Below are 26,996 nucleotides of genomic sequence, written 5' to 3' on the forward strand. Positions count from 1 at the left end.
GGAGTTATAGGTCTAATTTGATTGATCCTTTAGAACGGATGAACAGTTTATGACAGTTACCTTCGCCGTAAACTGACTCTAAAGTTGAAATGTATTCATCCAACAAATCATTAGGAACAAAAGCCTGAATAGTACCGGCAAAACCACCACCGTGTACACGCCATGCACCTTTACCTACCAGCACTAATTCACTCAAAGCCAAGCCCAAAGCAACAGGTTGATATTCAGGTTCTCTGTTAACGTAAATATTTTGATTATACATGTACGAGCTGTAACCAGATTGAATCACCATGCCCAGGAATCCCTGGAAGTCACCGGACTCCAATGCTTCGACTTGTTTTACCACCCGGGCGTTATCCCCCTGGAAGTGAATGGAACGAAGGATGGCACGGTCACCCACTTTTTCACGAATAGAAGGAATGCTTTTAACAACATCTTCCATTGACGCTGGACGAAGAACTTCATGTCCCAATTCTTTGGCAACAGCTTTCATCTCAGCTGGCAATGAATTATATTCTTTGTCAAGACCACCATGACTACCTCCCGTATTTGTAATTACCAGTGAGTAACCGGTTGTTGCAAAGTCAAAATCTAATGCTTTTACAATTGGGTTTGCTTTATCTTCAAAGTCAATTGTAATGAAACCACCAACGGCACAAGCAGTTTGATCCATCAATCCACAGAATTTATGACAAGCGTGTTCTGCTTTTTGACCAATTTTTGCATTATCAACAGGATCCAATTTTCCGTCGTTGAATAGTTCGCTGAAAATAGCACCAATCAACACTTCGAATGAAGCTGAAGAACTTAAGCCAGAACCTTCAGGAACAGCACCGTGAATGATCGCGTTGAATCCGCCTACTTCGAGTCCCAATGCTTTTAACTCTTTAGCATACACTTTTACAAGGTTGCCAGGAGTTACTTCAAACTCCTTTATTTCCAGGTCTGACAAGTCCACTTCAAATGGAGGAAAACCCACTGAGTCGATACGAACAATATTCGTTCCGTTTGGAGCAGCAACAGCAATGTTATCCAGATTAACCGCACCTGCCAATACTCGTCCTAACTGGTGATCTGTGTGGTTACCACCAACTTCCGTACGCCCAGGAGAGCTAAACAAGGTAACATCATCTGATCCGTAGGTTGCACTGTATTGTTCCATGTACTTCACATAGCGATCAGCCATTCCTTTTAAAACCGCTTCTTCGGTTCCGTATAATTCATGGAAAAGTGGATTATTTCCACCATTAATTTTTTCTACTAAAGAACTAATCTTAGTCATAATTCAGGTTTGTATGTTTTATTGTTGTTTATAATGAATGTCCGATAATTCGCGAAGTCGGCGTGCTGCTTGCTCTGCTGTAATATCACGTTGCGGAGTCGCAAGCATCTCGTAACCAACCATGAATTTCTTCACTGTTGCCGACCGTAATAATGGCGGATAAAAGTGCATGTGCAAGTGCCATTCAGGACAATCATTCCCATCAGTTGGAGCTTGATGCAAACCAGCTGAATAAGCAAAAGAGGTCTCGAACAGGTTATCGTATTTTACAGTCAATTGTTTATAAATATCGGCCAATCCAGTTCGCTCATCATCCGTTAATTGCAGGATGTTTTGAACAGCACGTTTACTGATAATCATAGCTTCGAACGGCCAAACAGCCCAGTAGGGCACCAAGGCAACAAAATGCTCATTTTCGGCTACTAAACGCTCTTTCTTTTCCAATTCAGCAGTAACATAATCGCCAAGCAAAGTCCGACCATTTTTCTCGAAGTAAGCTTTTTGCGTTACCGATTCCTTTTCGGGTTCAACCGGCACCGACGACGAAGACCAGATTTGACCATGCGGGTGCGGGTTTGAACAGCCCATAATTGAACCTTTATTTTCAAAAATCTGGACGTAGTTAACAAACTTTTGGCTACCCAGCTCCTGAAACTCACGACACCAAACATCAACAACACCACGAATGTCTTTAACTTCCATTTCAGGTACTGTTAACGCATGGTTTTCGCTAAAGCAAATTACTTTACAAATACCACTTTCGCTCTTTGCCTGAAATAAACTGCCTTCATCCATTCCGCCATCAGGGGTATCGGTTAACAAGGCACTAAAATCGTTTGTAAAAACAAAGGTTCCTTTATAGTCTGGGTTTTTATGACCTCCAATACGTTCGTTTCCGGCGCATAAATAGCACTTCGGATCGTAAGCAGGACGCTCTTCAACATTTGCTTTTTCAACTTGACCTTGCCAAGGCCGTTTTGCACGATGCGGAGATACTAAAATCCACTCATTCGTTAACGGATTAAATCTTCTGTGAGGATGATCTTCAATATTAAATTGTGTCATAAATTTAAGTTTTTAACCACTGGTGGGTACTGGTTGGTAAAAATAGAAATAATACACCTGTCAGCACTTGGAATTTTCTATGTTGTAGAACACATATTCGACATTCAAAAACCTATAGCGAATTTCTCCGAATGAGTGAAGCCGGGTTTGAAATCCTTTCGGAACTGCGGTCTTTAATCATTCGGGCCAGACTTTGCCCCATATGTGAGAAATCGGTTGATATTGTAGTAATTCCCCCGGCAACGACTTCTTTCAACATGGTATCATTAAACGAAACAATCCCCAGATCTTCGCCTAATCGAAGGTTTTGCTCAGCAGCCATTTTCACCAATTTCACCAAATTTCGGTCCGATGGTACAAAATAGGCCTCTCCTTTCTTTATCGTGCGATTCAGTAAGCTGCGTAAAATCTCGAACGACATCTTATGCTCGGTGCAAAAATTCTGGAAACCAACCATTCTCCCTTCCGGTTCTTTTCCTCCTGGGAAAATCATGATCAGCTTTTCATATTTTTCCAATAAATCTTCTCCTGCAGTCAAGGCATCACAAATGTCCTTCTCAAAATCCTGATAAACAACCGGATATTTTTCTAAATCCGGTTTTAGCCGGTCGATAATATAGACCCTATCGTCGGGCAAAGCACCAAGGATATCAGCTGTATAATCGAATGTTGCCGGCATGATAACGTATGAAGTGTATTTACCCGCACTTGCAGCAATCAAATCTTTAAATACCTGGAAATTAAAATGGTGAAAATAAATATCAACAGTGGTCTTGTCGTCGAGAGCATTTAAAAATGAGGTATACAAATCTTCCTTAAACGCATTCAACTCGTCAAACAAGACAAAAATGCGCTCGTTCACATTCACATCAACACTATTCACATAGTATCCTTTCCCTGGAATCGAATTGATGATACCTTTTGCCTTCAACTCGTTAAACGCCACCATTACCGTATCGCGCGATAACTCAAATTCAGCACAAATTTGATTTAAGGATGGAATTTTGTCGCCCAGTTTTAACTCACCAGTAGAAATTGCCTGATATACCGAGTTAATTATTTGGCGGTATTTCGGAATACCTAAAGAGTCATCAATTTGAATATTCTTCACGATCGTTTAGATTAGCAGTTCATCAACTTCAAAAGTATACATTTTTCGCTGAATAACACAACCAGTACCTACCAGTATGAAAGAATATTCGTTATATTTGTGATCGACGAAAAAACCACTCAAAAAAAATTACTGTATTCAATTTCGAATTGATCGATTACAGTAATCTAGCAAACAATAGGATATTATGAAAATAACCAGTAAAACATTCGGAAAGACCAAAGACGGCCAGGAAGCGAGCTTATTCACCCTGGAAAATGACAAAGGAGTAAGCATCAATATTAGTAATTATGGCGGCCTAATCACATCGGTTTATGCTCCCGACAAGGACGGAAAAGCTGAAAATATCGTATGTGGATTCGACAATTTGGAAGACTATTTAAGCGAAGCTTATCTCGGTAGCTATCCTTATTTCGGCTGCTTAATTGGTCGGTTTGGCAACCGGATCGCCAATGGAAAATACACAATAGACGGAGTTGAATACACCGGGGCAATCAACAATGGTCCGAACCATTTACATGGCGGTCTGATTGGCTTTGACCGTAAAATATGGGATGCTGAGATCTTTGAAATGACAGGTAAAGTCGGGTTAAAACTAAGCTACTTAAGCCCTGATGGCGAAGAAGGCTACCCGGGAAACCTAAAAGTGAGTTGTACTTACACATTGGATAACGAAAGTAAGCTGGAACTTACTTACGAAGCCGAAACAGACAAAAAGACAATTATAAACCTGACCAACCACTCCTATTTCAACCTTACGGCAGGGAAAGAAAAGATCCTGAACCATGATTTGGAACTAACAGCCAAACATATTACCGAAGCAGTTGAAATGATTCCTACCGGAAATATTGTTCCGGTTGAAGGCACTGTGTTCGATTTCACCAAAACCAAAAAACTGGGTAAAGACATTGCCGGATTAGCCGATGGGTACGATCTGAACTATGTTCTGGGGAACGACGAAGGTAAATTGATTTATGTTGGATGTTTGTCGGAAGAAACAAGCGGACGAACCGTAAAAGTATACACCACTCAACCGGGCATTCAGCTTTACACCGGCTATTGGATTCCTGAACTGACCATTGACGGAAAAACGAAATTTGGCAGCTATTCAGGGGTGGCAATGGAAACACAGCACTACCCCGATTCACCAAATCACGACAACTTCCCAACTACGGAATTAGCTCCGGGCGAAAAATACCTGCAAAGCACGATTTACCAATTCGGAACATTATAACTTTCGAAAAGTTAAAAATTACAATATAAAAAGGAAGGAGTTTTTTAGTCTCTTTCCTTTTTTTCGCACTAAGTTTTCCTTGCAGCATCGGAGTCAATTACCTACGACGAGTAAACCTTCTGCTTAGTATTTTCTTTTGTCTTCGAATACATTTGTCACACCAACCTCAATTTCTAAATGAAAAAAGAAAAAGTAGCTATTGATACATCATTTCTTACTTAGTAGTTAACTCTGTATACAAAAAATTCACCCTTTCTTTCCTTTTAGCCAAATCACTAGATTTTGTTGATAAGCAGCCACGGTCTAATTTTGTCATTTTGTCAATAATCCGTTTATTTGCAGAGTTAAATTGGACAATAACCTTAAGCCCGATCGATTACTTATGGACTCCAGAGAATCTGAATTAAAGCTCATCTATCTTCTCTTTGATCTGCTTATTCTTAACTTTTCAATTATATTAATTGCATGGCTGAAATTTGATATCCAAGCCAATCAGTTAAATGTAATCGGCATTTATTTTCTTCAAGGCAATCTCGCCTGGATGATCACTTATTTTGCCTTCTCAAAACGAAATCTTTATCTGCGCGACGGTTATTTTAACCGCTTCAAAAGAATCGTTCGGAGGACCGTTTTTTTCCTGCTCACAACCAGTGTTCTTGGTTTTTTGGTTATGCCTAAATTCTATTCCCGGACTTTCTTATTTGAATACACTGCTACATTCCTGATTTGCAAGCTCATATTTTATTACGGACTGTACTCATATCTGAAATTCAAACGTAAAAACGGGCTTAACACCCAACGTGTGTTAATCGTTGGCTATAATAAAACGACCCAGTTATTACAACGCATTATTAACGGAAACCCACTGATGGGCTATAATTTCTGTGGTTTTTTGACAAGAAAAAGTTCCGAAGCGGAAGATATTATTGGTACTCCGGCCGAACTGGCAAAGCTAATTGAAGCAATGAAGATCCAATTGGTCTTTATTGCCGTATCTTTTACCAGCAGTGAGAATAACAGTAAAGAATACCTCGATATTTGTAACCGAATGGGAGTACGCGTTCGTTTTATTCCCGAGAATCAACGTTGGTTTAAGGCTCGCATGAACATGGAATCGGTTGGCTCATTAGCAGTCTTTAATCCGCAAGAAATCCCCTTGGATGACATTGCATCACGCATCAGCAAACGTTTTTTCGACCTGGCATTTTCAGCCTTGGTCACGCTGTTTTTGTTATCCTGGCTTGTTCCAATATTAGCCTTGATCATTAAACTAAACTCCAAAGGGCCGGTTTTCTTCGTCCAAAACAGAACGGGCATCAACAATCGCGACTTTCCCTGCATCAAATTCAGAAGTATGGCTCCCAACAAAAATGCGGACAATATGCAAGCGACAAAAAACGACAAACGTGTTACCTCGGTTGGACGTTTTATGCGAAAAACAAATATCGACGAACTTCCACAGTTCTTCAATGTACTCTGGGGCCACATGTCTGTTGTTGGGCCACGCCCGCACATGCTGAAACACACCAAAGAATATGCTGCATTAATTGACACCTATATGACCCGCCACTATGTGAAACCGGGAATTACTGGCTGGGCACAAGTGAATGGCTATCGTGGCGAAACCGATGAATTATGGAAGATGGAAAAACGCGTAGCATACGACCGGGAATATATGGAAAGCTGGTCGCTTTGGTGGGATGTTGTTATCATCTGGCAAACCATTTTCAACCCCAAGAGCCGGGAGAATGCTTTTTAACAGGACGGCTGCTAATCAGACGATCAATCTAAAAACAGAAAAGACGTTAAATAAGGCTCATTCTCGCCTCATTTAACGTCTTTTTCAGTGTATTCCGGTTCCCGGAACCGTCTATTTTGCTTCTTTCAATAAATAAGCTTTGAAATCTTCAAAATCAATGCTGCAAGGAACAGAAAGCTTCTCTCCTTTCATGAACTCAGCTAATTTTTCCGGTAGCGGCACATTTCCTTTACCAATGATGCCTTCTACCGTTTCGGTAAATTTAGCAGGATGTGCTGTTTCCAGGAATACCCCCATTTCACCATCCACAATATCAGTTGATAAAGCTTTGTAAGCACATGCTCCGTGTGGATCCAGCAAATAGCCATATTCCTTATAAACCTGCAACAATACGTCCTTAATCTCAGCATCGCTATAGCGGAAGCCTTTCATCACACTAGAAATCTTCTCGTGTGAATGACCATACAGATCCAGGATTCGGGCAAAATTACTCGGATCACCAACATCCATGGCATTGGCAATAGTCGCTACCGAAGCTCTGGGCTCATAGTGACCTGATTGCAAGTATTTATAAACGATATCGTTCTCGTTGTTAGCAGCAATAAAGCGTTTTACCGGCAAGCCCATTTTTTGAGCAAACAATCCTGCCGTAAGGTTACCAAAGTTTCCGCTAGGCACAGCAACAACCAGTTCGTCCTGCAATCCTTTTTCTTTCAGACGGGCAAAAGCATTGAAATAATAGAAAGCTTGCGGCAGGAAACGAGCAACATTGATTGAATTCGCAGAAGTTAAGGTCAGTTTCCCCTTCAACTCGCCATCAAGAAATGCCGTCTTCACCAAGCGCTGACAGTCATCGAAGGTTCCGTCTACCTCTATCGAAGTAATATTCTGCCCCAGGGTTGTAAACTGTTTTTCCTGAATCTCGCTAACCAATCCTTTAGGATACAGAACATATACATGGATTCCATCAACACCCAGAAAACCATTAGCAACAGCACTACCGGTATCACCCGATGTAGCAACCAAGACATTAACATGCTTTTGCTCACCTTTTTGTTTCAGAAAATAACCCAACAGACGAGCCATAAAACGACCACCAACATCCTTAAAAGCCAATGTTGGACCGTGGAATAATTCCAGGGAGTAGATTTTGTCGTGAACCGGTACAACAGGGCAGTCAAACTGAAGGGTGTCGAAAACCAGCTCTTTCAAATCAGCATCAGGAATATCTTCCCCGAAGAAAGCCTTCGCTACCTCGAACGAAATTTCCTGAAATGAAAGTTGATCGATTGTCTCGAAAAATGAAGCCGGAAGCGGATTAATATGATCCGGCATAAATAAGCCTTTGTCATCGGCTAAGCCTTTGGTTACCGCTTCTTGCAACGAAACTTCGGGCACTGATTTATTCGTACTGTAGTATTGCATGTTTATTTCAAGTTCTAAATTTCAAGTTTTAAGTTCCAAGCTTCTGGCTCCAAGTTCAAACCAGAACCATTGCACTCCAGGATTAAAGTTCCTATGTTCTTGTATATCTTTCGCTAATCGTTAAATCAGCAATCGATAATCTTTCATCAAAACTTCAACGCCCCGGGAACCACCCCATTAATGACTAATCAATAATCAATTATCGCTCAAAAGTGCTTCCATAAATTCGCGACCATGGATAAGACCATAGCTTCCTTTGATTACCGCAAATTCATCATACACTTCAACCTCATCGGCAACATTACCAGGTTTGTAAATAATGAAAGGAACAGGATCTTTGGTATGAACAGTTGTAGCACAAGGAGTCGGGTGATCCGGCAACACAGCAATAGTTACAGGCTCATCCATTTTAGCTGTTTCTTCAACCAAATATTTTACCACACGCTGGTCGAGGTATTCAATTGTTTTTGTTTTCAATTCTACATCACCCTCGTGACCGGCTTCGTCACTCGCTTCAATATGCAGATAAACCAAATCACATTCTTTCAGCGCATCAATCGTTGCCTTTGCTTTACCTTCATAGTTGGTATCATACAAACCAGTTGCTCCTTCAACATGAATAACTTTCATACCGGCATAAACACCGATGCCCTGAATCAAGTCGACAGCCGAAATAACAGCTGATTTCTCAACACCAAACATTTCTTTCAGAGTAGGCATTTCCGGCTTATAGCCCGGCGACCAAGGCCATATGCTATTTGCCATGTCTTTACCAGCCGCTTTACGTTTTTGATTCACAGGATGCTCCGGTAATAGATCCATCGATTTCAGAATCAAATCATTCAACAAGGCTGCCGTATCTTCGGCTTCGGCTTCTTTCGCTTTAATCAGGTAATCTTTCCATGGTTTACCAGGCACATCGTGCGGAGGTGTACAGGCCAATTGTTTTTTACCACCTTTAATCACTAACAAGTGGCGATATGAAACACCTTTATGAAAAATAACGCGATCGCTTCCCAGCTTTTCATTCAGGAAATCTATCAACTCATGTGCTTCCGCATTCGAAATATGGCCAGCCGAGTGATTCTTAATATTCCCGTCAGCCAGGCAAATTAAGTTGCAGCGAAGTGCAAGGTCTCCCGGCTCCAATACTACACCCATGCTAGCTGCTTCAAGTGTTCCGCGTCCTTCAAAAACTTTTGCTACGTCGTAGCCCATCACCGACATATTGGCAATTTCGCTTCCCGGGTGCATACCTTCGGGAACTGTTTGTAAGCGTCCTGCTCTTCCCAATTTTGCCAACCGGTCAATCTCTGGTATTTGGGCCATCTGTAATGGGGTTTTTCCTCCGTAATTTTCCAATGGCTCATCAGCCATGCCGTCTCCTAAAACGATTATATATTTCATGGTATAAATCCAATTATTTAACTATCAAATTTCAAAACTCCTTCGTCAAGAGTGGAATAGCTTAACTTCCCGAAGCAATCCCAACTTTTGACTTTTATCTTTTCCCTTTTTGACTTTTCTAAATATTCGATACCCGGATGATATCCGCAAAAACGCCTGCTGCAGTAACAGCTGCTCCGGCTCCATAGCCCTTAATAATCATCGGGAATTCGTTGTAACGCTCGCTGGTAAACATTACCAGGTTGTTACTTCCCTGAAGATCGTAAAACGGATGTCCCTGAGCCACTTCCTGCAATCCAACTTCCGACTGGCCATTTTCATATTTGGCTACAAAACGCCAACATTTATTTTCGGCCTCCAACACTTTACGACGTTCTTCAAAGTCGGTATCGACTTGTGAAATGTTGGCCCAAAAATCATCAATAGAACCGTCAAAATATTCATCCGGGATAAACTTATTGATCTTCACATTGTCCTTCTCAATTTTGTATCCGGATTCGCGAACCAAAATCAACAACTTTCGCACAACATCAATTCCGCTTAAGTCGATCCGCGGATCAGGTTCCGAATAGCCTTCCTCTTTCGCCAATTGGATTGTTTTACTCAGCGGAATTTCCTCAGAAATCGTGTTGAAGATATAATTCAATGTTCCGGAAAGAACTGCCTCAATCTTGAGGATCTTATCACCCGAATTCACCAAATCATTCAGCGTATTGATAATTGGCAAACCGGCACCCACATTGGTTTCAAATAAGAACTTAACACCTTTGGCTTTGGCGATGCTCTTCAGCTTTTTGTAATTATCGTAGTCCGACGAAGCAGCCACCTTATTGGCAGTGACAATCGACACGTTGGAGTTCAACAAATCAGCGTAAACGCTGGGTGAATCATTCGAAGCCGTACAATCAACAAATACCGAATTGAAAATATTCATATCAATAATTGCACTTTTATAAGCATCTAAGCCGGATGCTTGTCCTTCGGCCTCCAAGCGGTCTTTGAAACCATCAATAGCTATTCCTTCACGGTCGAGCAACATTTTACGCGAGTTGGCAACACCAACCAGTTTAATCTTAAGCCGCTTCTCCTTCATCAGCTTTTCCTGCTGTTGCTGGATCTGTGTCAGCAGGTTTCCACCAACTAAACCAATCCCCAGCAAGAATACATTCACTTCTGCATTTTCCGATAAGAAGAAAGATTCGTGAACAACATTCAATGTTTTACGCAGGTCGCTGTTTTTCACAACCCACGAGATATTTAGCTCCGAAGCTCCTTGAGCAATCGCAATAATATTTACACCGTTTTTGCCGATTGTATTGAAAAGCTTACCGGCAATACCGGTAGAATGCTTCATATTTTCGCCTACAATAGCAACGATAGAAAGCTCGTTTTCAACTTCAACTTTATTGATACGGCCATTCATTATTTCACGTTCAAACTCCGCACGAATGGCATGCTCAGCAGCCTCGGCTTTCGTTGTATCAACAGCTATTGAAATGGAGTTCTCCGATGAAGCCTGGGATATCAAAATCACGTTAATATTTTGTACCGCCAGGGCACTAAAAAGACGCATTGAGATACCTGTCACACCAACCATACCCAATCCTTGTACTGTAATCAGGCTGATATTTGAGATTGATGAAATCCCTTTAATCGGCCGGTCTTTACCGTTGGCCTGGCTGCTTGTGATTAACGATCCCGCAGCCTTTGGGTTCATCGTATTTTTGATATAGGTAGGAATTCCTTTTTTATAAACCGGCAAAATAGTCGGTGGATAAATCACTTTAGCTCCAAAGTGTGACAACTCCATCGCTTCGGCATAGCTCAGCGACTCGATCACATAGGCTTTGCTGATTACACGCGGATCGGCTGTCATAAACCCATCCACATCAGTCCATATTTCCAAAACAGAAACATCCAGGGCAGCCGAATAAATGGCTGCAGTATAATCAGAACCACCACGCCCCAGGGTTGTATATTCACCTTCGGCATTGCTGGCTACAAAGCCAGGTGCAACGCAAACACCTTTAAACTCACCCAAAGCAGCTTTAATCAGCGTATTCGTCAAGCTGAAGTTAACCTGTGCTTTGCCAAATGCGCTATCAGTTTTAATCAACTTTGAAGAATCGACCCAACTGGCCTCTTCAATAAACTCGCTGATGATATAAGACGAAAGGCGTTCACCAAATCCACCAATTTTGTCCAGTGTCTTATCCGTTAGCTCACCAATCATGGAAACGCCAATAATTACACGTTCCAATTCATCCAGTAACTGGCTAACCTGTTCTTTTACTTCTTCTTTGCGATCGCCCTCAAATAATTGATCGACTACAAACTCATGACGCTCACGAATAGCCGTGAGTTCCGTGTTGAAATAATCCGTTCCGAGGATCGCCATTTTAGCGGCGTTCAAGATTTTGTCCGTTATTCCACCCAAGGCTGAAACAACCACGATGGCATCATCGTCCTGATTTTTTACGATCTCCTTAACTTTTCGGATGTTTTCGGCACTCCCCACAGAAGTACCGCCAAATTTCAACACTTTCATTGTATGAATCAATTAATTAGAGTTATTCAAAATTCAACCGCTCTCGAATAAGATTCCTCCCGCTCTTACGGTATTCTGAATAGATTTTCTTCAGCTTATTCCCTAACCTAAGTCAGGCTTTTTCAATATGCGGCAAAAATATGCTTATTTATTATTACTTTCTAATTATTACTTACAAAATTCGACTTTTAAACCATTGCTTAACTTCAAATTGAAAGACAAATAGGCTTTAAAAACGAATCCCTAAAAACGTGAGTTTATTGCAAAAAAAATCCGGTTGAAGCAGCACTCCAACCGGATTTTACTGCATATAACAATAGCTTTAACTCATGGTCGTCGTCATGGTTACAGCTTCAATAATTTTTCCTTCGAGTTCTTGCGCAAGCTCGATGTTATCTCGCAATAAGGTGCGCACTGATTCACGGCCTTGTCCCAGTTTCGTTTCCCCGTAACTGAACCATGAACCACTCTTCTTAATAACATTGTAGTTTACACCCAAGTCGATTATTTCACCGGTTTTCGAGATTCCTTCTCCGTACATAATGTCGAACTCAGCTTTACGGAATGGCGGAGCAACTTTGTTTTTAACCACTTTTACACGAACATTGTTCCCCATCACTTCATCACCATCTTTAATCTGCCCGATGCGGCGAATATCCAAACGTACTGAAGCATAGAATTTCAAAGCATTACCACCGGTTGTTGTTTCCGGATTACCGAACATCACACCGATTTTTTCGCGCAGCTGGTTGATGAAAATACAGCAGGTTTTTGTTTTGTTGATGTTGGCAGTAAGCTTACGCAAAGCCTGCGACATCAAACGAGCCTGCAAACCCATTTTTGAATCCCCCATATCACCTTCAATCTCCGCTTTAGGAGTCAAGGCTGCAACGGAGTCGATTACAACAATATCAATCGCTCCTGAGCGAATCAGGTTATCTGCAATTTCCAAAGCTTGCTCACCGTTATCGGGTTGCGAGATTAACAACTCATCGGTATCAACGCCTAACTTACGGGCATAGAAAGGATCAAAAGCATGCTCGGCATCGATAATCGCAGCAATGCCCCCGGCTTTTTGAGCCTCGGCAATGGCATGAATCGCCAAAGTCGTTTTACCTGAAGATTCAGGTCCGTAAATTTCAATGATCCGGCCTTTCGGGAAACCGCCAACACCCAAGGCAATATCCAAGCCGATAGAACCGGATGAAATTGCCGGAATATTCTCAGCTGCCCTGTCACCCATTTTCATGATAGCGCCCTTGCCGTAACTTTTTTCAATTTTATCCATGGTAAGCTGAAGAGCCTTCAACTTTTCCTTATTCACATTATTTTGTTCTTCTTTTGCCATCTGTTACTTGATATCTAAAGCTGTGCTTATTTGGTTTGTATGATCTTTGGTTTGTACTTTACTAAACACCTCAGCAATGATTCCGTTTTCATCAATCACATAAGTGGTTCTTAAAACGCCCATATATTCCTTTCCGTACAGTTTTTTCAATCCCCAGGCACCATAAGCCTCCAAAACCTCGTGCTCCGTATCGGCAATAAGGTTGAATTTGAAATTATACTTGTCTGCAAATTTCTTGTGCGAAGGAACACCATCCGGACTTACACCAATCACTTCATAACCCAGGTTTAACCAATAATCGTAATTATCGCTCAGGTTACACGACTCAGCAGTACACCCCGGAGTATTGTCTTTCGGGTAGAAATATAAGATTACTTTCTTCCCTTTGAAATCACCTAAAGAAATTGTATTACCATTCTGATTCAGTCCTTTAAAATCAGGAGCCTGATCTCCTTTTGCCAGTAAAGCCATTACTTTTCCTATTTTTAGATTAGACAAATATACTTGATTAATTTCGAAAAGCGGGGTACTTTAGTCAATTATATCGAATCTGTTTCAGCCTGAGACTTTAACAAAAAAATACACCAACGACCACCCAAATCCTGTATTCACAAACAAGTTATCGTTCATTTGGTTGAAGAAATTTCATAATTTATCAAACAAAGATTAAATCAGGAGAACAACGACCATTATCGTCTGCCGCTTGGAACATTTTTTGTAATTTTAAGCTCGGCAAACACCATATTTTATGCGATTAACAAACACAAAAATCAACCGACACCGATCCCTGTTTTTACTTTCTTTTTGTTTCTGCTTCCTTTTGAATAGTGGTTTACACGCACAAAATGATCCGGAAATACAAGCCAAACAGCTATTTGCAAACCAACAATATGCCGAGGCATTACCGATTTTCAAAGATTTGGTACGACTTTACCCCGACGATCCTGAATTAAACTATTACTATGGAGCTTCGCTGATAGAAACCAGGCAATACATTCCGGAAGCCGAAAAAGCGTTATTGATTGGTGGCAACCTGGAAAAAAGTCAATGGTACCTGGCACAGTATTATCATGCACACAATAGGTGGGATAAAGCCTTGGCGTCGTACAATAATTTCAAAGATAATGCGACTGCAAAGGATGTCAAATCTGTCCCCTTGGATGAAATGATTGACTTATGCAACAAAAAAACAAACCCCTTTGCCGAAGCCGGAGCAGAAGCAGTCAGCGATAGTTTAAGTTATCCCGAAATTGCTTCGGACAGCATTCCTGCTGTCGACAGCCTGCAACAAGCTGAAGAAGTGGCCCAGCCGGAAGAAACAAACCCGGTTCCGCCGGAAGAAAACGAGCCTGATTATGCAGACAGCCTTATCAATTTTCCTGTAAATGCTCAGATCACCTATATGAAAATTGACCAGTTTAAGACGCAGGATGGTCAACAGGCTTTTCTGGAAGCCCGCAAAATGGAAACAGAATTAAATGAACTGCTGAAAAAAAATGCAGCATTACGCAAGCAGTATGATCAGGCAGACGCAATAGACAAAGAGAACTTAGCCAGTTCCATTTTAACCATAGAACAGGAAACCTACCGGCTAAACGCTGAAATTGCGCAAAAGGATCAGTATGCCAACCAGCAAGAAGCAGCATGGTGGCAAACTGCCAATCCAACAACAAAAAGTCAATTCAATAAACTTATTCAGCACTTAAAAGATAGTATTGCCGAATCGCAAAAACAGACAACCGTTGAAACAATCGTTGAAGAACAAGCACCGATGATAATCGTTAATGCCACTGATTCGCTGGCCTTGGACACCTTACAAGCAACAAAGGCAGAACCGGTCGACGAGATCACCTATAAAATTCAAATCGGAGCATATCGGAATACGCCTCCCGAATGGGTACAACGGCTCTTTAAGAAGTTATCGGTTTTACGAAGAATTGATACTTATACTGATGATAAAGGTGTAACCGTCTATACCGTTGGTGAACTAAAAACCTACGAAGACGCCCAGCAAATGCTAAAACAAATTAAGTTAGAGGGCGTAAACAATGCCAGTATAGCAGCCTATAAAAACAACGAACGAATCCCTGTTAGTGAAGCCCGAAAAATATCAGAATAAATGAGTTCAAAAGAAGACATCCAAAACAAACCGATACAAGATGAAGATATCGACTCGAAGAACGAAAGACATCTCATTCTACATAACGACGACTATCATTCATTCGATTATGTCATTGAAGCATTGATGCATATTTGCGAACACGAGCACGAGCAAGCTATTCAATGCACTTTATTAACACACTACAACGGGAAATGTGATGTTAAGAAAGGAACTTTTAATTACCTTAGACCAATGAAACAAGCCTTGATCGACAAAGACCTCAAGGCTACTATCGACTAATCATCCTAAATATGAACGTACTAATCATTCTGTTCTTGATTTTTCTGGGTATCCTGCTGCTCTTACTCGAATTTGCAGTTATCCCGGGAATCACAGTTGCCGGGATTGCCGGAGTTTTACTACTCGGAGCCAGCATTTACCTGGCTTTCGATTCGTATGGTGTCGTTGCCGGAATAATAACAACTGCCTTTGTCTTAATTGTATCCCCTTTACTTGTTGTCCGTTTTTTTAAAAGCCGAACCGGGAAAAAGATGGTATTGGAATCGGAAATCTCCGGACGAGTGGATCAGATTGATGAGAACATAATTCATCCCGGAGATGAAGGTATAACCATTGGCCGACTGGCACCAACCGGCAAGGTACGGATCAACAATCAAACGATGGAAGGGAAATCGATTGTTGGCTTTATCGATCAGCAAGTCCCTGTTCGTGTGGTCGAAATATTGAAAACGCAAGTTATTGTCGAACCTATAAATTAATCAACATGGATTATTTTGGAACATTTGGTCTCGTGGCAGGAATTTTCATCCTGCTTATTATCATCTTATATTTTATACCTGTCGGACTATGGTTCTCGGCCTTGGTATCCGGGGTACGAATATCGCTCATCCAATTATTTCTGATGCGTTTCCGTAAAGTTCCGCCTGCCATCATCGTTCGGGCGTTAATCGAAGGAACAAAAGCAGGCATCAAACTGGACCGGGATAAGCTCGAAGCTCACTACCTGGCCGGTGGTAAAGTCGACATGGTTGTTCATGCACTGGTATCAGCCGAAAAAGCAAATATCGACCTTGGATTCAATATGGCAACAGCCATTGACCTTGCCGGACGCGATGTGTTTGAAGCCGTACAAATGTCAGTAAACCCGAAAGTGATTGACACTCCCCCGGTAGCCGCCGTTGCTAAAGACGGGATCCAGTTGATTGCTAAAGCCCGTGTTACTGTTCGTGCCAACATTAAACAATTGGTCGGTGGTGCCGGTGAAGAAACCATTCTTGCTCGTGTAGGCGAAGGAATTGTATCCTCAATTGGTTCTTCTCACACCCACAAATCGGTTCTTGAGAACCCGGATTCCATCTCAAAGTTGGTTTTAAACAAGGGACTGGATGCAGGTACTGCATTTGAAATTCTTTCGATTGATATCGCAGATATCGATATTGGTAAAAACATTGGTGCCGGTTTACAAATAGACCAGGCAGAAGCCGATAAAAATATCGCCCAGGCAAAAGCAGAAGAACGCCGCGCCATGGCCGTGGCATTGGAACAGGAAATGCGTGCTAAAGCGCAAGAAGCCCGTGCTAAAGTAATTGAAGCAGAAGCCCAGGTGCCGCTGGCCATGTCTGAAGCTTTCAGAAGTGGTAATCTTGGAATTATGGATTATATGAAGTATAAAAATATTGATGCCGATACGCAAATGCGTTCATCAATTGCCGGAGAGGATCAACATCAACACCGAAATAAACCGAAGGAATAGATATCGGTAAAATGTTCGCTTTTCAAGCTTAATAAACTGAATTTAAATAGTCTGAAGCCCTATCGTTCTTAGATAGGGCTTTTCCTTTAGAAAGAGAAATATCGAAATATGCTGCGCAGCATATTTTTTAACATTGAGGTAACACTTGTTTGTGTTTTTCAGCATATCTTTGTCGTAGATTTTATTTCATAAGTTTAGGTTTGATTAGTTTTATTGGTTTAGTTAGGTTTGAAAAGGGTAGATAGAGATCTACTCTTTTTTTTTGCTCTAAACTGAAAGAGTTCCAAGTTTTGAGTTTCAAGTTTCAAGTTCCACTACTCACGACTCAAGTCTCATAACTCATGACTTATCAGATAACCTTATTTCATTATTTAACCTTCGTAGAATACAGTACCACTCCAGACCCCGAACCTTTTCCCTTATTTAATTCCGTTTTCTCTGAGGTAAAGACAGTTTCGAGTTGGCGCTTTGTTGTTAGTGTGTTGCCGAGCAGTTGAACAGCACAATAGTTCGATTGCTGGTTTAACCGCAGAACGCAAAGAAGGCGCAGAGGCCCAATTACCATCTCCCCATTCGGTGTGCACAATAACAGATCGCTTCGTCCTTCGTCCTACCAATGACAGATTTTATAAAAACTGTCATTTCCGCATTATGCCCCATTTATTTGGAGTAAGTACTCGCGATGACGATCGATCCGGGCCTTGGGCGCTACTCCAAAAGCTATGAGGACCAAGATCGCGCCACTATCTTCAATCGTTAATCTTTAACCGCAGAGAGCTAAGTTTTGAGTTTCAAGTTCCAAGTCTTACGACTTACGACACATCAGATAACCTTATTTCATTATTAAACCTTCGTAGAATATCGTCCCCCTCTGCACACCCCGAACCTTATTCCCTTTTAACCTCGACTCTGACGATTTTGAGCATCGCTCCGATCAATTCTTATGCTGCTCAGCATGTTTCAGAGGCCGCTCTGGCCAATTCAAGGGTCGCTCGGGCTGATTCTTATATTGCTCAGCATATTTCAAGGGTTGCTCAAAGCAATTCATATGTCGCTCAGCATATTTGAGAGGTTGCTCAAGACGATTTAGATGTCCCACAACAAATCACTGATTGGTCTGACAGCAACCAGCTGCAGAACTATAAAAAAACGGGGAAACGCTACCTTCAAGTTTCCCCAAGCCTTTCTACTTGTATAATTTTGCTTCCCAAATACCTGGCTGACCTTCCAGGATCGTCACACGCAGAAAACGGGCTTTTCCAATCTTTTCAACCTGGTGTGGCGAACGAATAGCGACTTCTTTCTGGGCTTTTACGGTTTCCCAGTTTTCACCATCAACCGACTTTTCACAAATAAAAGCATGTCCCAGGGTAGGATGCACAAAAAACAAATCCAGATGATCCAGTTTTTCCACTTTCCCTAAATCCAACTGCCACCACTTTTCGGGATCATCCGGTCGTGCCCACCAACGGGTATAGTTTGAGTTGTCAATGGCATCCTGTGGATTAAATTCATGATGACGATATAGCGGCTCTTCTGGCAAAACATACTTCAATTCTTTTGCATTTCTCCATTTACGAGCCTCAACATCCATCGGCTTCTTGGTCGACGAGGCTGTAGCAACCGCTTTCGACAAATCCATTGGGTTCTCCGTTTTAACCTTGGCTAACGGACCAACGCCTTTCCGATCCAGTTGGATCGGCTTTATGGTGCCGTCTTCATTAAATTCCATTTTATTGCAGTAAACCTGACGCGAAGTTCCGCCAATGCCATATTCAAGATAAACAAAGTACCAATCGTCGGTTCCTTTGGGCGAAAAAGCAAAGCCATGGCCCGGTCCCCAAATTTGCTTATCCACATCAGATGAAATGATCACATCATTTTCAGGAGTTATGAATGGCCCGAGTGGCGACACTTTACTCATTACATAACCATTCTGATAATCGGCGTAGCCACCCATCGTATAGAAATAATAGTAAATGCCTTTACGCTTGATCATAAACGGGCCTTCGGAATAACCATGCCACTGCGTTGGTATCGTAATGGTCTCTCCTTCCAGTTTTGTCCAGTCGGCGCTTAATTTTGAAGCTTTTTTGCGTCGCCAGAAAATGTACCCCTGCCCATCGTCATCGATAAACGGACAGCCGTCGATATCGTCAACAACCATCGATGGTTTTTCTTCTCCAGTGTAATTTTTCGGGCCATTGATAAAACTAAAAGGTCCTTCGGGTGAATCTGCTACGGCCAATTGAGTAACATGGTCAACCGTTACAAAGAGATAGTATTTGCCGTCACGCTCCAGCACACGGCCCGGTGCCCAATACTTGTGTTCGTGCCAGTCGATTCCCGGGAAACAAATCCCCTCGAAACTCCAATTCACAAAATCTTTAGATTTCCACACCACCGGATTCCCGGAAAATGCCAGGTCAGTTTCAATATCGCCTACATCGCTGGTGGCATAACAATAAAAGGTATCGCCAAACTGCACAATGGTTGGGTCAGCCAGGTTATCGGGAATAAAGGGATTGTTATTTTGAACTTGCCCGAAGGTGAATCTAGCACAAACGGCCAGTAACAGGAATAGTAGTAATTTTTTCATTTGTAGTTTTTCGAATATCGTCGTAGTAAATTATTTCTTTCTGGTTTCAGGCGGAAAGGCATAGCTACTCTTCCAACCTCCCAAATCAATTAAGATCTGGTCGATCATCACGCCGGGATCAACCATCCAGACTTTTAGCTGATGTCTTCCGGGCTTGTCAATCATTTGTTGGGCCGATTTCACTGCGGCATTTTTCAACACGTTTTGCTTCCACTCATTGCTACGGCCAACCGTTTTAAAGTCGATAATAACAGGCTCCGCATCATCGATAGCAACAGCACAACGAACGCTCACGCCATCGTAGAACGGATGAGTTGGCACTGCCTGAACACGCACATCCGTTTCACCTGAATTGAAGGTATAAAAATCGTATACCAACATCGGGCTTTGGGTTTCAATCAGAGCAGGATCAATAACAGGTGTGGCATCGTAGGGCAAAGCAACAACCACATTACCACTGTAGCCCAGTCCGCCAAATTGCTTCCATTCAGCTAGCTTTCCGGCCACTCGGTTTGAAGCATGTTCTGCATCAATCGACACATAACCGTTCCCTTCAACAAAACCATCGAAATTCGCCAATTCTTTGAACTTCGGATTGAAGGTTGACACGCCAATGGTAATTGTTGTATCAGCAGAACTAAATTCGATGGAACCATTTACTTTATAAGCCGGTGGAATCAACTGGTAGTCGTGCCCCAATGGTGGTTCTTTCGTACTATCACCTTGCGGCACCTTGTCCCAATCGATGCTTACCCATAACCGTTGTTCCTGTTCTCCATCAGCATTTGACAACTTACCATGATCGGCCGATAAACGAATCCAGGGTTGTTTAGGCTGAGCTTTCCAAACCACTTCGCCTTCACCTTTCAGAAAAACATCCACAAAAGCCGAATCCTTTAGGTATTCGTTCAGCACAGGAAGCACATCGGCATAGTTGTTTTCGATTTGCTTATTAGCCTCCATTTCGTAGCCCTCCAAAGCCAGTCCAAATCCGTTCTCTCCATCAGTTGCAGGCACAGCATAGGACGGTTGCGAGAATACCGGCAGATTCCTAGGCGACATGCTCATCATGTGCTTCCACTTACCATTTTGCAGTTTCGTATTGAAATAGTTTGTCTCCTTCTTAATTTGATCAAAAGCTGCTTTCGACCGGTCTTCAAATTCATGGGCACTGGTTCTTCCCTGACGGGCGGCTAACTCATTTTTATAGTGATACAGCCACTTCTGATTCATCAACGAAGCTCCGGTTACCGGGTAATAGACCAGCTCAAAAAAAGCATCCTTTTGCATTGTCGGGATTTCTTCATCCAGACTTTTCACCTCTTGGCCTAGTTTTTCCCAAGCTTGCAGGCGTTGGGTTAGTTCATCACCATAACGGATTTGTGCAAGTTCTGTTTCCTGAGGCTTAGTTGTCGGCTCAGTTTGGCTCCAGGCCATAAATTCCGGGCGACGCATAAAACACAAATGATAGTAATCCATCATCAGCTTAGTTAACTGCGGAGCCTTTTCTGCACCAAACAGCGAACTAAGCCAGTTATCCAGGTGTTGTTGCACATCCGTTGTTCCTGCAAATTTGTCAATGTCCCAGGCCATATCCATAAATAACTCAATATTGTATTCCAATGGCTTGATATCGCCACAGTTCAGAATCCACATATCGTGGCAGTTGAACTGGTAAGCTTTGTTCATTTCTTCCCAAATCAGCATCGGATTGGTTGAGCTCAGCCACAGGTAATCGTGCGGACGGCCCCAGTACGAAGCGTGGTAATAAATACCGCCTCCCCCAGGCCGCTTTTGCTCTTCCGGTGTACTCAGCTGCCGAATGTATCCGTAATTATCATCGGTCCACATCAGGGTGACATCCTCCGGAACTTTCAAACCATTCTGATAATAGTCGAGCACCTCTTTATAGGGAATAAAAGCTTGTGGAAGTGTTTTCGGGTCTTTGCCCGTTTCCTTCTGCATAATTGTCCGTTGATCGGCAATTACCTTTTCCAGCAATTTAATTTGGTCATCCTTTGTCAACCCCTTCGCATTCATGGGCGAATCGTGTTCACCACGCATCCCAATCGTGTAAATATTTTCGAAGTTTGCTGTTGCTTTTGTGCGGGCCTCAAATAAATCGCGGATAGGTGCCGCATTGCTATCATAGCGCCACTCGCCCATCGTTTTATGATTCCATTCAGCATTGATATTGCACAACATGGGTTCACAGTGCGAAGTTCCCACCACGATCGCGTAATCATCAGCCGCCTGGGCATTACCTTCGATGGTGTAAAATGCTTTCGTACAACCATGCATGGCTGGCCATATTGTATTGGCACGAAGGCGTAGCATCAGTTCAAAAATCTTGGCATAGGTTTTTGGGCCAATGTCTCCGGTTTCCGGTTCAAAGGTTTTTGCAGCCCAAGGCTGAAGCCCCCAATCTTCGTCATTCAAAAACAGGCCACGGTATTTCACAGAAGGTGAACCATAGATCTTGTTCTCAATGTCTAATGTTATTTCTTTTTGTTTGGCCGGTTGAACATCGGCCCACCATTCCCAGGCAGAAACGCCCATTTTACGCGAAAGCTCCAATATACCATAAGCAGTGGCACGGCGATCGCTACCGACAATAACCAATGCTTTCTTCACGCCAGGAAAAGGTTTCTTAAGAACCTGCATCGACCAGCTTTCCCATTTCCCTTTAATCGTTGAAACATCTATTTTCTTCTCAGCGATCAATTGATCGATGATTTTATTTTTGCCAATAGTTCCGGCAATAATCAGCTCAGGAGCCGAATCAGGAAGCTCATGGATGACCTGAAGTTGCTGATCGGAGATGTTCTTCACATCCTCGGCAAAAAGCTTAGCAGCTATCGAGACCACTTTCGCTTCATCGTCCACAATCAATATCGGTGAAGTCGTATTCTTTTCGGAAATGGTAAAGGAATTCGTTAAGCCCTGTTTTTGAGCATTCACCTGCAACTGAAACGACAGGCAAACGAGCAAAAGTAGCGCATTGAAAATCTTCGTTTTCATAGTGATTAGTTTCTGGTAATTTGTAAATAGTAGTTGAAGCCTGAAAAATACTCAAACTTTACTACTCGTCAAAAATTATTGGCTCACCGAGTCCAGGGAAGGACTATATCTTAATATAAATCTTCCGTCGGTGCAGCCACCAACCGAGCAGCCAGCAAAGCAAAACATAAGCGATTGCTGTCATCAACGAGCCAAACGAGCCTGGGAAAATCCGTTGAAAGATTTGTTCACTCACCCATTCGAACACATCTTGATTCGAATTGACCGGGATCATCCTCAGAACAACATAAAAAAGCTCCGAAAAGAGGTAAATAAACAGCGGATTCTTTCCGAATACATCGAAAAAGTTAACTCCAAACCGGACATGCTTCATTTCGATTAAATAAATCAGTACGGCCATAATCGATAAATCCAGACCTACGGTATAAAGCACAAATGGGCTTGTCCACAACTTTTTGGAGATCGGGAAAATCAGATCCCACCAAAGCGCTAATGAAGTCATCAGGAAGCCAACCATCAACAACATGGTAAGACCTTCGAATGATTTTCCTTTTTTCTGAATGAAAACACCGGCAAGGTAGCCCCATAACACATTGACAATTGCCGGTAGGGTACTCAAAATTCCTTCCGGGTCGAAAGGTATAGCGTCTTTTTTGTAAATATGTCCATGGCCTAAAATTGACAAATCGAATTTAGTCGCAGCATTGGTAGCCATCTCCAACTTCGCTCCCGGTTCCCCAAAAGCGTACAAAATACCCCAGTAAGCTAATAAGATTGCTGCAGAAATGATAATCGTTGTCCTTTCCGACAAATATAAAACAATGACGGACGCAAAGAAATAACAAAGCGCTATCCGCTGCAGAACGCCCATGATCCGGGTTTCGGCAATTGGTTTCAATAGGAAACTTCCATCGTCACCAATTTTAAAAAAGGGAAACCAATACATAAGGTAACCCAGCAAGAAAATAATCACTGTACGCTTTATGATTTTCGTCCAGACCTCCCCTGATGACATGTTCTTCATCTTTTTCATTGAAAAACTCATCGCATTCCCAACGGCAAACAGGAAGGACGGAAAAACCAGATCGGCCAGTGTGAAACCGAACCAATGCGTATGAATAAAATAGTCGTATATCTTCGCTCCTGTTCCGGGTGTATTCACCACGATCATAAGCGCAATAGTTAGCCCCCGAAAAACATCAAGCGACAGAAAGCGTTCCGTCTTTTGTTTGATTACTTGCTCCATAACTAATAATTGTATTTGATAACCGGTAAAGTTTTTGTCAGTGGTTCGATCCGATCACGGTACTTTCGATAAAGTTCCCGGACTACTTCCGTTGAACTACCAGTTGCTTCCACCGGGAATTCTTTTTGCGATGTCACCCAGGTCCACTCCCACTGCTTGATTTCAGTATCAAAGGCATCCTGATCGAAGCTCCCCCAATTCTTGCTCACTTCCGAAAAGAATTGTTCCCAGCGCGGTTTGTAAAAATCGCTCAGCAAGCCACTCCACTGTCGGTTACTGTACTCGTGCAAGCGGTTATCTGCTCCACCCCAAAGGGTAATTAAATCGCGGGCATTTTGCTCGTACAATGCTTTTTCGTCGGGTGTTGTCCCCCAACTTCGAGCGTCGGCCAACCAAGGTCCCAGCAGGAAATCTTTGCGGGTTGCCAGCAGACGATCCATGTCATCAATCAGTTCTAAAAACTCACGGCTGTATTTTGCAAATTTTTCTTTGTCGTTGCTTTTGTATGCTGAAGCTATTTGTTGCTGAACCGGTAATGCGTAATTCGCCAGTACCTGGCGGGTCAAGTCAACCAAATCATATTGAAAACCATCTGAAGTGCCAAACTCAGGGATCGCCTCAACAAACAAGTCCCATGCCGGCAACAAACCTTCCGGGGCATAATTCAGCTTGGTACGCGCCCAGCGTCGGTAGCCTTGAAAAGTTGGACGGGAAACGATAATTGATTCTGCCCCATCGCGAATAACTTGCCCATTGTAAACGGTTTGCACCAAAATATCCCAGGCTTTTTCAATGTTAGCATTGTTATCTCCATAGCGGTTTCGAATATATTGTTGCAGCCACTCCTTCAAATTGATCGGTGTATCGCGCCAGGTGTTGTCAGTCATCAACTCATAAAGCACCGGATTTTGCTCAATCGCTTCCATCGTCAAACCGATGCCTTTTAGTTGTCCCGAAGTCGAATCGGTCAAGGCCTCTGCCGGATGTTCTGCCACATTCTTAATACGTCCGAACAGGCTGATATTTCCTCCGAAGTTATGCAACATACACCAGATCCATTCTTTTCCGTAGAAGGCTTCAGTACGTTTCCAGACCGGTTCAATTTCCGCTGCCAGATCCAGAATGATCATCCGATCGTTGGGAACGGCGCCCAACAAACCCTGTATTTGCGGAGCTTTCCAAAAATCGCGGTGACTGTAAAACAGCCATCCTTGCATCACCCAAACTGCTTCAGGATCAGCCGACTTCATCCCTTCGAAAACTTTCGCACTTAATTCCGAGAGATATTTCGGATCATCCGAAGGCGGCTCATTTTCATTAAAGGTATCTGCCGAGTACAAATGATCTGTTCCATATATTTTCTGCTGAACTTCCAGAAATTTTTGACCGATTTCTGCAAACAACGGATCATCGGCATCCAAAATGTACGTATCCTCGAAATCGTTTCCCCAGTTGGTTCGCTTCAGCTTAGCATTGGGAAAATATTTTTTAAATGACGCCGGAACGTGCCCTGTAAACGCCGGCAAAACAGGCTTCATGCCCAACTCACGCTCGCGCTGTAAGATCTTTTTTTGCAGCTCGCGATGACTGTCTTTCCAGCTTTTTGGCAACGAGCCGCCCCAACCATCGAGATTGCCCATCCAGAACCAGGAAAAGTAAGCCGGCCCACTGAAAAACGGATCCAGATCTTCATCTGTAAACCCGTATGAACGGTATACCTCATCCCAAATCGACTCTTCGCCTGTGATAGCCAGCGGCATATTAATTCCATGCAGCGCCATCCAGTCAATTTCCTTTTCCCAACGATTCCAATCCCACCAACTCATGGTATAGTTAAAGGTGCAATAGTTCAAGTAATAGCGATACTCGTACGGACTGTTTTTGTGCACTTTTTCAGGAATTACCGGTAGCTCCTTAGGCAGGTTCAAATTCGTTCCGTTCCAGGTAATCTGACAATGACAATATTCGGTCAGGTAGTAGTACAACGCCGAAGCAACCGAAACTCCGTTGTTTCCACGAAGTACGATCTTGTGGTCCTTCGACTCCAGCTCGAACCAGTCGGTGGAATCAGAAGGCAGAATTTCCACTTCGAATTCACTAGCCCGGTCCGGAATAATTCGTTGGATCAAGTCGACTTGAGGACTGGATACTTTCTCCTTCGTTTTCTTCGTTTGACATGCAAAAAACAAAAGGCTGACTATTCCGAATAAAAACGTCTTTTTTAAACTTGCACTCATCGTTTTAAGATTATAACGTGTTTAAATCAAAAGCGAGCGCCGCTGCCGGGATGAACTTTTAAGATGTTGTGATTAGCATCAAAATTCAGACTATCAATACACAACTGACGTAAAACATAGGCTGAGTCCTGCGGGAAAATACGGTGATATAAAATGTAGTCCTGCCCGCCTTCACTGAATACCGAATTGTGACCAGGGCCATAAGTTGTGCTATCAGCAGAGGTTTCCAGAATGGGACTGTTAACCCCCTTTAAAAAAGGTCCTAGCGGCGAATTCCCAATGGCATAACCAACTTTATAACTTGCATCAATCGCCTTGCCAGACGAAAACATGAGATAATATTTTCCGAAGCGCTTAAGCATATAGGGTGCTTCAAAATAATCAGGCGGAGTAACATCGATCGGTTCCTCCTGAAAAGAAATCATATCCGGATTCAGCTTGGCTGCCATACAAATGCCATTTACCCAATGAAATCCGGATCCCCAGTACAGATAAGCCTGTCCGTCATCGTCTACAAAGCAGTCCGCATCAATATTGTGCACCTTTGGGAAGTCTGCAGCAGCTACCAAGGGCGAATTATCGGCCTTCGCATTCTTCCATGGGCCCAAAGGAGAATCGCTCATTCCTACCCAAATTTCACTTCCAACAGAAACATACATGTAGTATTTTCCATTAGAAGCTTTCCGAACTGAAGGCGCCCAAACCATTGAACTGTTGGAACTAGCACTGGTACAGGCTGTCTTGGTCGGCCAGTTTAAATGGTGGCGGTCGAAATTCAAAAAATCCTTTGTTGAAAAGACGCCTAACTCTTCACCGCCCCACGGATCGATTGTGGCATA

At 42.7% G+C, this 26,996-nt stretch carries 19 protein-coding genes; 6 read left to right on the forward strand and 13 right to left on the reverse strand.

Going from position 1 to position 26,996, the window contains the following annotated elements; all coding sequences use genetic code 11:
* Positions 1–4: 4 nt before the first annotated feature.
* The 3 genes from AC37HE_RS08470 to AC37HE_RS08480 form a co-directional block, all read right to left on the reverse strand.
* Positions 5–1,282 carry a galactokinase gene (locus AC37HE_RS08470; protein ID WP_500782392.1) on the reverse strand — a complete coding sequence of 426 codons (1,278 nt, stop codon included), beginning with the start codon at positions 1,280–1,282 and terminating at the stop codon, positions 5–7.
* A gap of 18 nt (positions 1,283–1,300) precedes the next feature.
* Positions 1,301–2,347, reverse strand: coding sequence for a UDP-glucose--hexose-1-phosphate uridylyltransferase (locus tag AC37HE_RS08475; protein WP_500782393.1), 1,047 nt, complete (start codon positions 2,345–2,347; stop codon positions 1,301–1,303).
* 112 nt (positions 2,348–2,459) lie between these two features.
* Positions 2,460–3,458 carry a GntR family transcriptional regulator gene (locus AC37HE_RS08480; RefSeq protein WP_500782394.1) on the reverse strand — a complete coding sequence of 333 codons (999 nt, stop codon included), beginning with the start codon at positions 3,456–3,458 and terminating at the stop codon, positions 2,460–2,462.
* A gap of 187 nt (positions 3,459–3,645) precedes the next feature.
* Between AC37HE_RS08480 and AC37HE_RS08485 the strand changes: the two genes are divergently transcribed.
* Together AC37HE_RS08485 and AC37HE_RS08490 are read left to right on the forward strand one after the other, a co-directional pair.
* A complete protein-coding gene (locus AC37HE_RS08485) occupies positions 3,646–4,692 on the forward strand; it encodes an aldose epimerase family protein (protein ID WP_500782395.1) in 1,047 nt (348 codons plus the stop codon).
* A 382-nt stretch (positions 4,693–5,074) separates the two neighbouring features.
* Positions 5,075–6,451: an undecaprenyl-phosphate glucose phosphotransferase gene (locus AC37HE_RS08490; RefSeq protein WP_500782396.1), complete on the forward strand. Its 1,377-nt coding sequence runs from the start codon at positions 5,075–5,077 to the stop codon at positions 6,449–6,451.
* A 111-nt stretch (positions 6,452–6,562) separates the two neighbouring features.
* On the opposite strand, the gene thrC is transcribed toward AC37HE_RS08490, so the two are convergent.
* The 5 genes from thrC to bcp all read right to left on the reverse strand — a co-directional run bounded on the left by thrC (position 6,563) and on the right by bcp (position 13,650).
* Entirely contained in the window at positions 6,563–7,876 is a 1,314-nt protein-coding gene (thrC, locus tag AC37HE_RS08495; RefSeq protein ID WP_500782397.1) for a threonine synthase, read from the reverse strand.
* Between the two features lie 195 nt (positions 7,877–8,071).
* Positions 8,072–9,283, reverse strand: a complete 1,212-nt coding sequence (locus AC37HE_RS08500) for a cofactor-independent phosphoglycerate mutase (protein WP_500782398.1) — start codon at positions 9,281–9,283, stop codon at positions 8,072–8,074.
* 118 nt (positions 9,284–9,401) lie between these two features.
* Positions 9,402–11,831, reverse strand: a complete 2,430-nt coding sequence (gene thrA / locus AC37HE_RS08505) for a bifunctional aspartate kinase/homoserine dehydrogenase I (protein ID WP_500782399.1) — start codon at positions 11,829–11,831, stop codon at positions 9,402–9,404.
* A gap of 322 nt (positions 11,832–12,153) precedes the next feature.
* Positions 12,154–13,179, reverse strand: a complete 1,026-nt coding sequence (gene recA, locus AC37HE_RS08510; RefSeq protein ID WP_500782400.1) for a recombinase RecA — start codon at positions 13,177–13,179, stop codon at positions 12,154–12,156.
* A 3-nt stretch (positions 13,180–13,182) separates the two neighbouring features.
* Positions 13,183–13,650 (reverse strand): thioredoxin-dependent thiol peroxidase, encoded by a 468-nt coding sequence (bcp, locus tag AC37HE_RS08515; RefSeq protein ID WP_500782401.1) that lies wholly within the window; start codon positions 13,648–13,650, stop codon positions 13,183–13,185.
* A 277-nt stretch (positions 13,651–13,927) separates the two neighbouring features.
* On the opposite strand from bcp, the gene AC37HE_RS08520 reads away from it, so the two are divergent.
* From AC37HE_RS08520 to floA, 4 genes are read left to right on the forward strand one after another with little or no spacing between them, the layout of a single operon-like run.
* Positions 13,928–15,298, forward strand: coding sequence for an SPOR domain-containing protein (locus tag AC37HE_RS08520; RefSeq protein WP_500782402.1), 1,371 nt, complete (start codon positions 13,928–13,930; stop codon positions 15,296–15,298).
* Positions 15,299–15,580, forward strand: a complete 282-nt coding sequence (locus AC37HE_RS08525; protein WP_500782403.1) for an ATP-dependent Clp protease adaptor ClpS — start codon at positions 15,299–15,301, stop codon at positions 15,578–15,580.
* An 11-nt stretch (positions 15,581–15,591) separates the two neighbouring features.
* On the forward strand, positions 15,592–16,059 hold the full coding sequence (locus tag AC37HE_RS08530; protein WP_500782404.1) for an NfeD family protein: 468 nt from the start codon (positions 15,592–15,594) through the stop codon (positions 16,057–16,059).
* Positions 16,060–16,064: 5 nt separating this feature from the next.
* Positions 16,065–17,054, forward strand: a complete 990-nt coding sequence (floA, locus tag AC37HE_RS08535) for a flotillin-like protein FloA (protein ID WP_500782405.1) — start codon at positions 16,065–16,067, stop codon at positions 17,052–17,054.
* Between the two features lie 1,186 nt (positions 17,055–18,240).
* Here the strand turns inward: floA and AC37HE_RS08540 are convergent.
* From AC37HE_RS08540 to AC37HE_RS08560, 5 genes are all read right to left on the reverse strand, one after another.
* Complete coding sequence (locus tag AC37HE_RS08540; protein ID WP_500782406.1) at positions 18,241–19,653, reverse strand: family 43 glycosylhydrolase; 1,413 nt, start codon at positions 19,651–19,653, stop codon at positions 18,241–18,243.
* A 30-nt stretch (positions 19,654–19,683) separates the two neighbouring features.
* Positions 19,684–22,674, reverse strand: coding sequence for a glycosyl hydrolase 115 family protein (locus AC37HE_RS08545; RefSeq protein ID WP_500782407.1), 2,991 nt, complete (start codon positions 22,672–22,674; stop codon positions 19,684–19,686).
* Between the two features lie 103 nt (positions 22,675–22,777).
* Positions 22,778–23,920 carry an acyltransferase family protein gene (locus AC37HE_RS08550; RefSeq protein WP_500782408.1) on the reverse strand — a complete coding sequence of 381 codons (1,143 nt, stop codon included), beginning with the start codon at positions 23,918–23,920 and terminating at the stop codon, positions 22,778–22,780.
* Positions 23,921–23,922: 2 nt separating this feature from the next.
* Positions 23,923–26,157 (reverse strand): alpha-N-acetylglucosaminidase, encoded by a 2,235-nt coding sequence (locus tag AC37HE_RS08555; protein WP_500782409.1) that lies wholly within the window; start codon positions 26,155–26,157, stop codon positions 23,923–23,925.
* 26 nt (positions 26,158–26,183) lie between these two features.
* The coding region (locus tag AC37HE_RS08560) for a family 43 glycosylhydrolase (RefSeq protein ID WP_500782410.1) at positions 26,184–26,996 on the reverse strand (813 nt) is incomplete at its 5' end.

It is taken from the genome of Mangrovibacterium sp. (genome assembly GCF_059905295.1).

What these genes read in the sequence shown, in the direction of transcription:
- AC37HE_RS08470 (WP_500782392.1), bottom strand. Translation starts at nt 1,282, where the DNA reads ATGACTAAGATTAGTTCTTTAGTAGAAAAAATTAATGGTGGAAATAAT.
- AC37HE_RS08475 (WP_500782393.1), bottom strand. Translation starts at nt 2,347, where the DNA reads ATGACACAATTTAATATTGAAGATCATCCTCACAGAAGATTTAATCCG.
- AC37HE_RS08485 (WP_500782395.1), top strand. Translation starts at nt 3,646, where the DNA reads ATGAAAATAACCAGTAAAACATTCGGAAAGACCAAAGACGGCCAGGAA.
- AC37HE_RS08490 (WP_500782396.1), top strand. Translation starts at nt 5,075, where the DNA reads ATGGACTCCAGAGAATCTGAATTAAAGCTCATCTATCTTCTCTTTGAT.
- thrC (WP_500782397.1), bottom strand. Translation starts at nt 7,876, where the DNA reads ATGCAATACTACAGTACGAATAAATCAGTGCCCGAAGTTTCGTTGCAA.
- AC37HE_RS08500 (WP_500782398.1), bottom strand. Translation starts at nt 9,283, where the DNA reads ATGAAATATATAATCGTTTTAGGAGACGGCATGGCTGATGAGCCATTG.
- thrA (WP_500782399.1), bottom strand. Translation starts at nt 11,831, where the DNA reads ATGAAAGTGTTGAAATTTGGCGGTACTTCTGTGGGGAGTGCCGAAAAC.
- recA (WP_500782400.1), bottom strand. Translation starts at nt 13,179, where the DNA reads ATGGCAAAAGAAGAACAAAATAATGTGAATAAGGAAAAGTTGAAGGCT.
- bcp (WP_500782401.1), bottom strand. Translation starts at nt 13,650, where the DNA reads ATGGCTTTACTGGCAAAAGGAGATCAGGCTCCTGATTTTAAAGGACTG.
- AC37HE_RS08520 (WP_500782402.1), top strand. Translation starts at nt 13,928, where the DNA reads ATGCGATTAACAAACACAAAAATCAACCGACACCGATCCCTGTTTTTA.
- AC37HE_RS08525 (WP_500782403.1), top strand. Translation starts at nt 15,299, where the DNA reads ATGAGTTCAAAAGAAGACATCCAAAACAAACCGATACAAGATGAAGAT.
- AC37HE_RS08530 (WP_500782404.1), top strand. Translation starts at nt 15,592, where the DNA reads ATGAACGTACTAATCATTCTGTTCTTGATTTTTCTGGGTATCCTGCTG.
- floA (WP_500782405.1), top strand. Translation starts at nt 16,065, where the DNA reads ATGGATTATTTTGGAACATTTGGTCTCGTGGCAGGAATTTTCATCCTG.
- AC37HE_RS08540 (WP_500782406.1), bottom strand. Translation starts at nt 19,653, where the DNA reads ATGAAAAAATTACTACTATTCCTGTTACTGGCCGTTTGTGCTAGATTC.
- AC37HE_RS08545 (WP_500782407.1), bottom strand. Translation starts at nt 22,674, where the DNA reads ATGAAAACGAAGATTTTCAATGCGCTACTTTTGCTCGTTTGCCTGTCG.
- AC37HE_RS08550 (WP_500782408.1), bottom strand. Translation starts at nt 23,920, where the DNA reads ATGGAGCAAGTAATCAAACAAAAGACGGAACGCTTTCTGTCGCTTGAT.
- AC37HE_RS08555 (WP_500782409.1), bottom strand. Translation starts at nt 26,157, where the DNA reads ATGAGTGCAAGTTTAAAAAAGACGTTTTTATTCGGAATAGTCAGCCTT.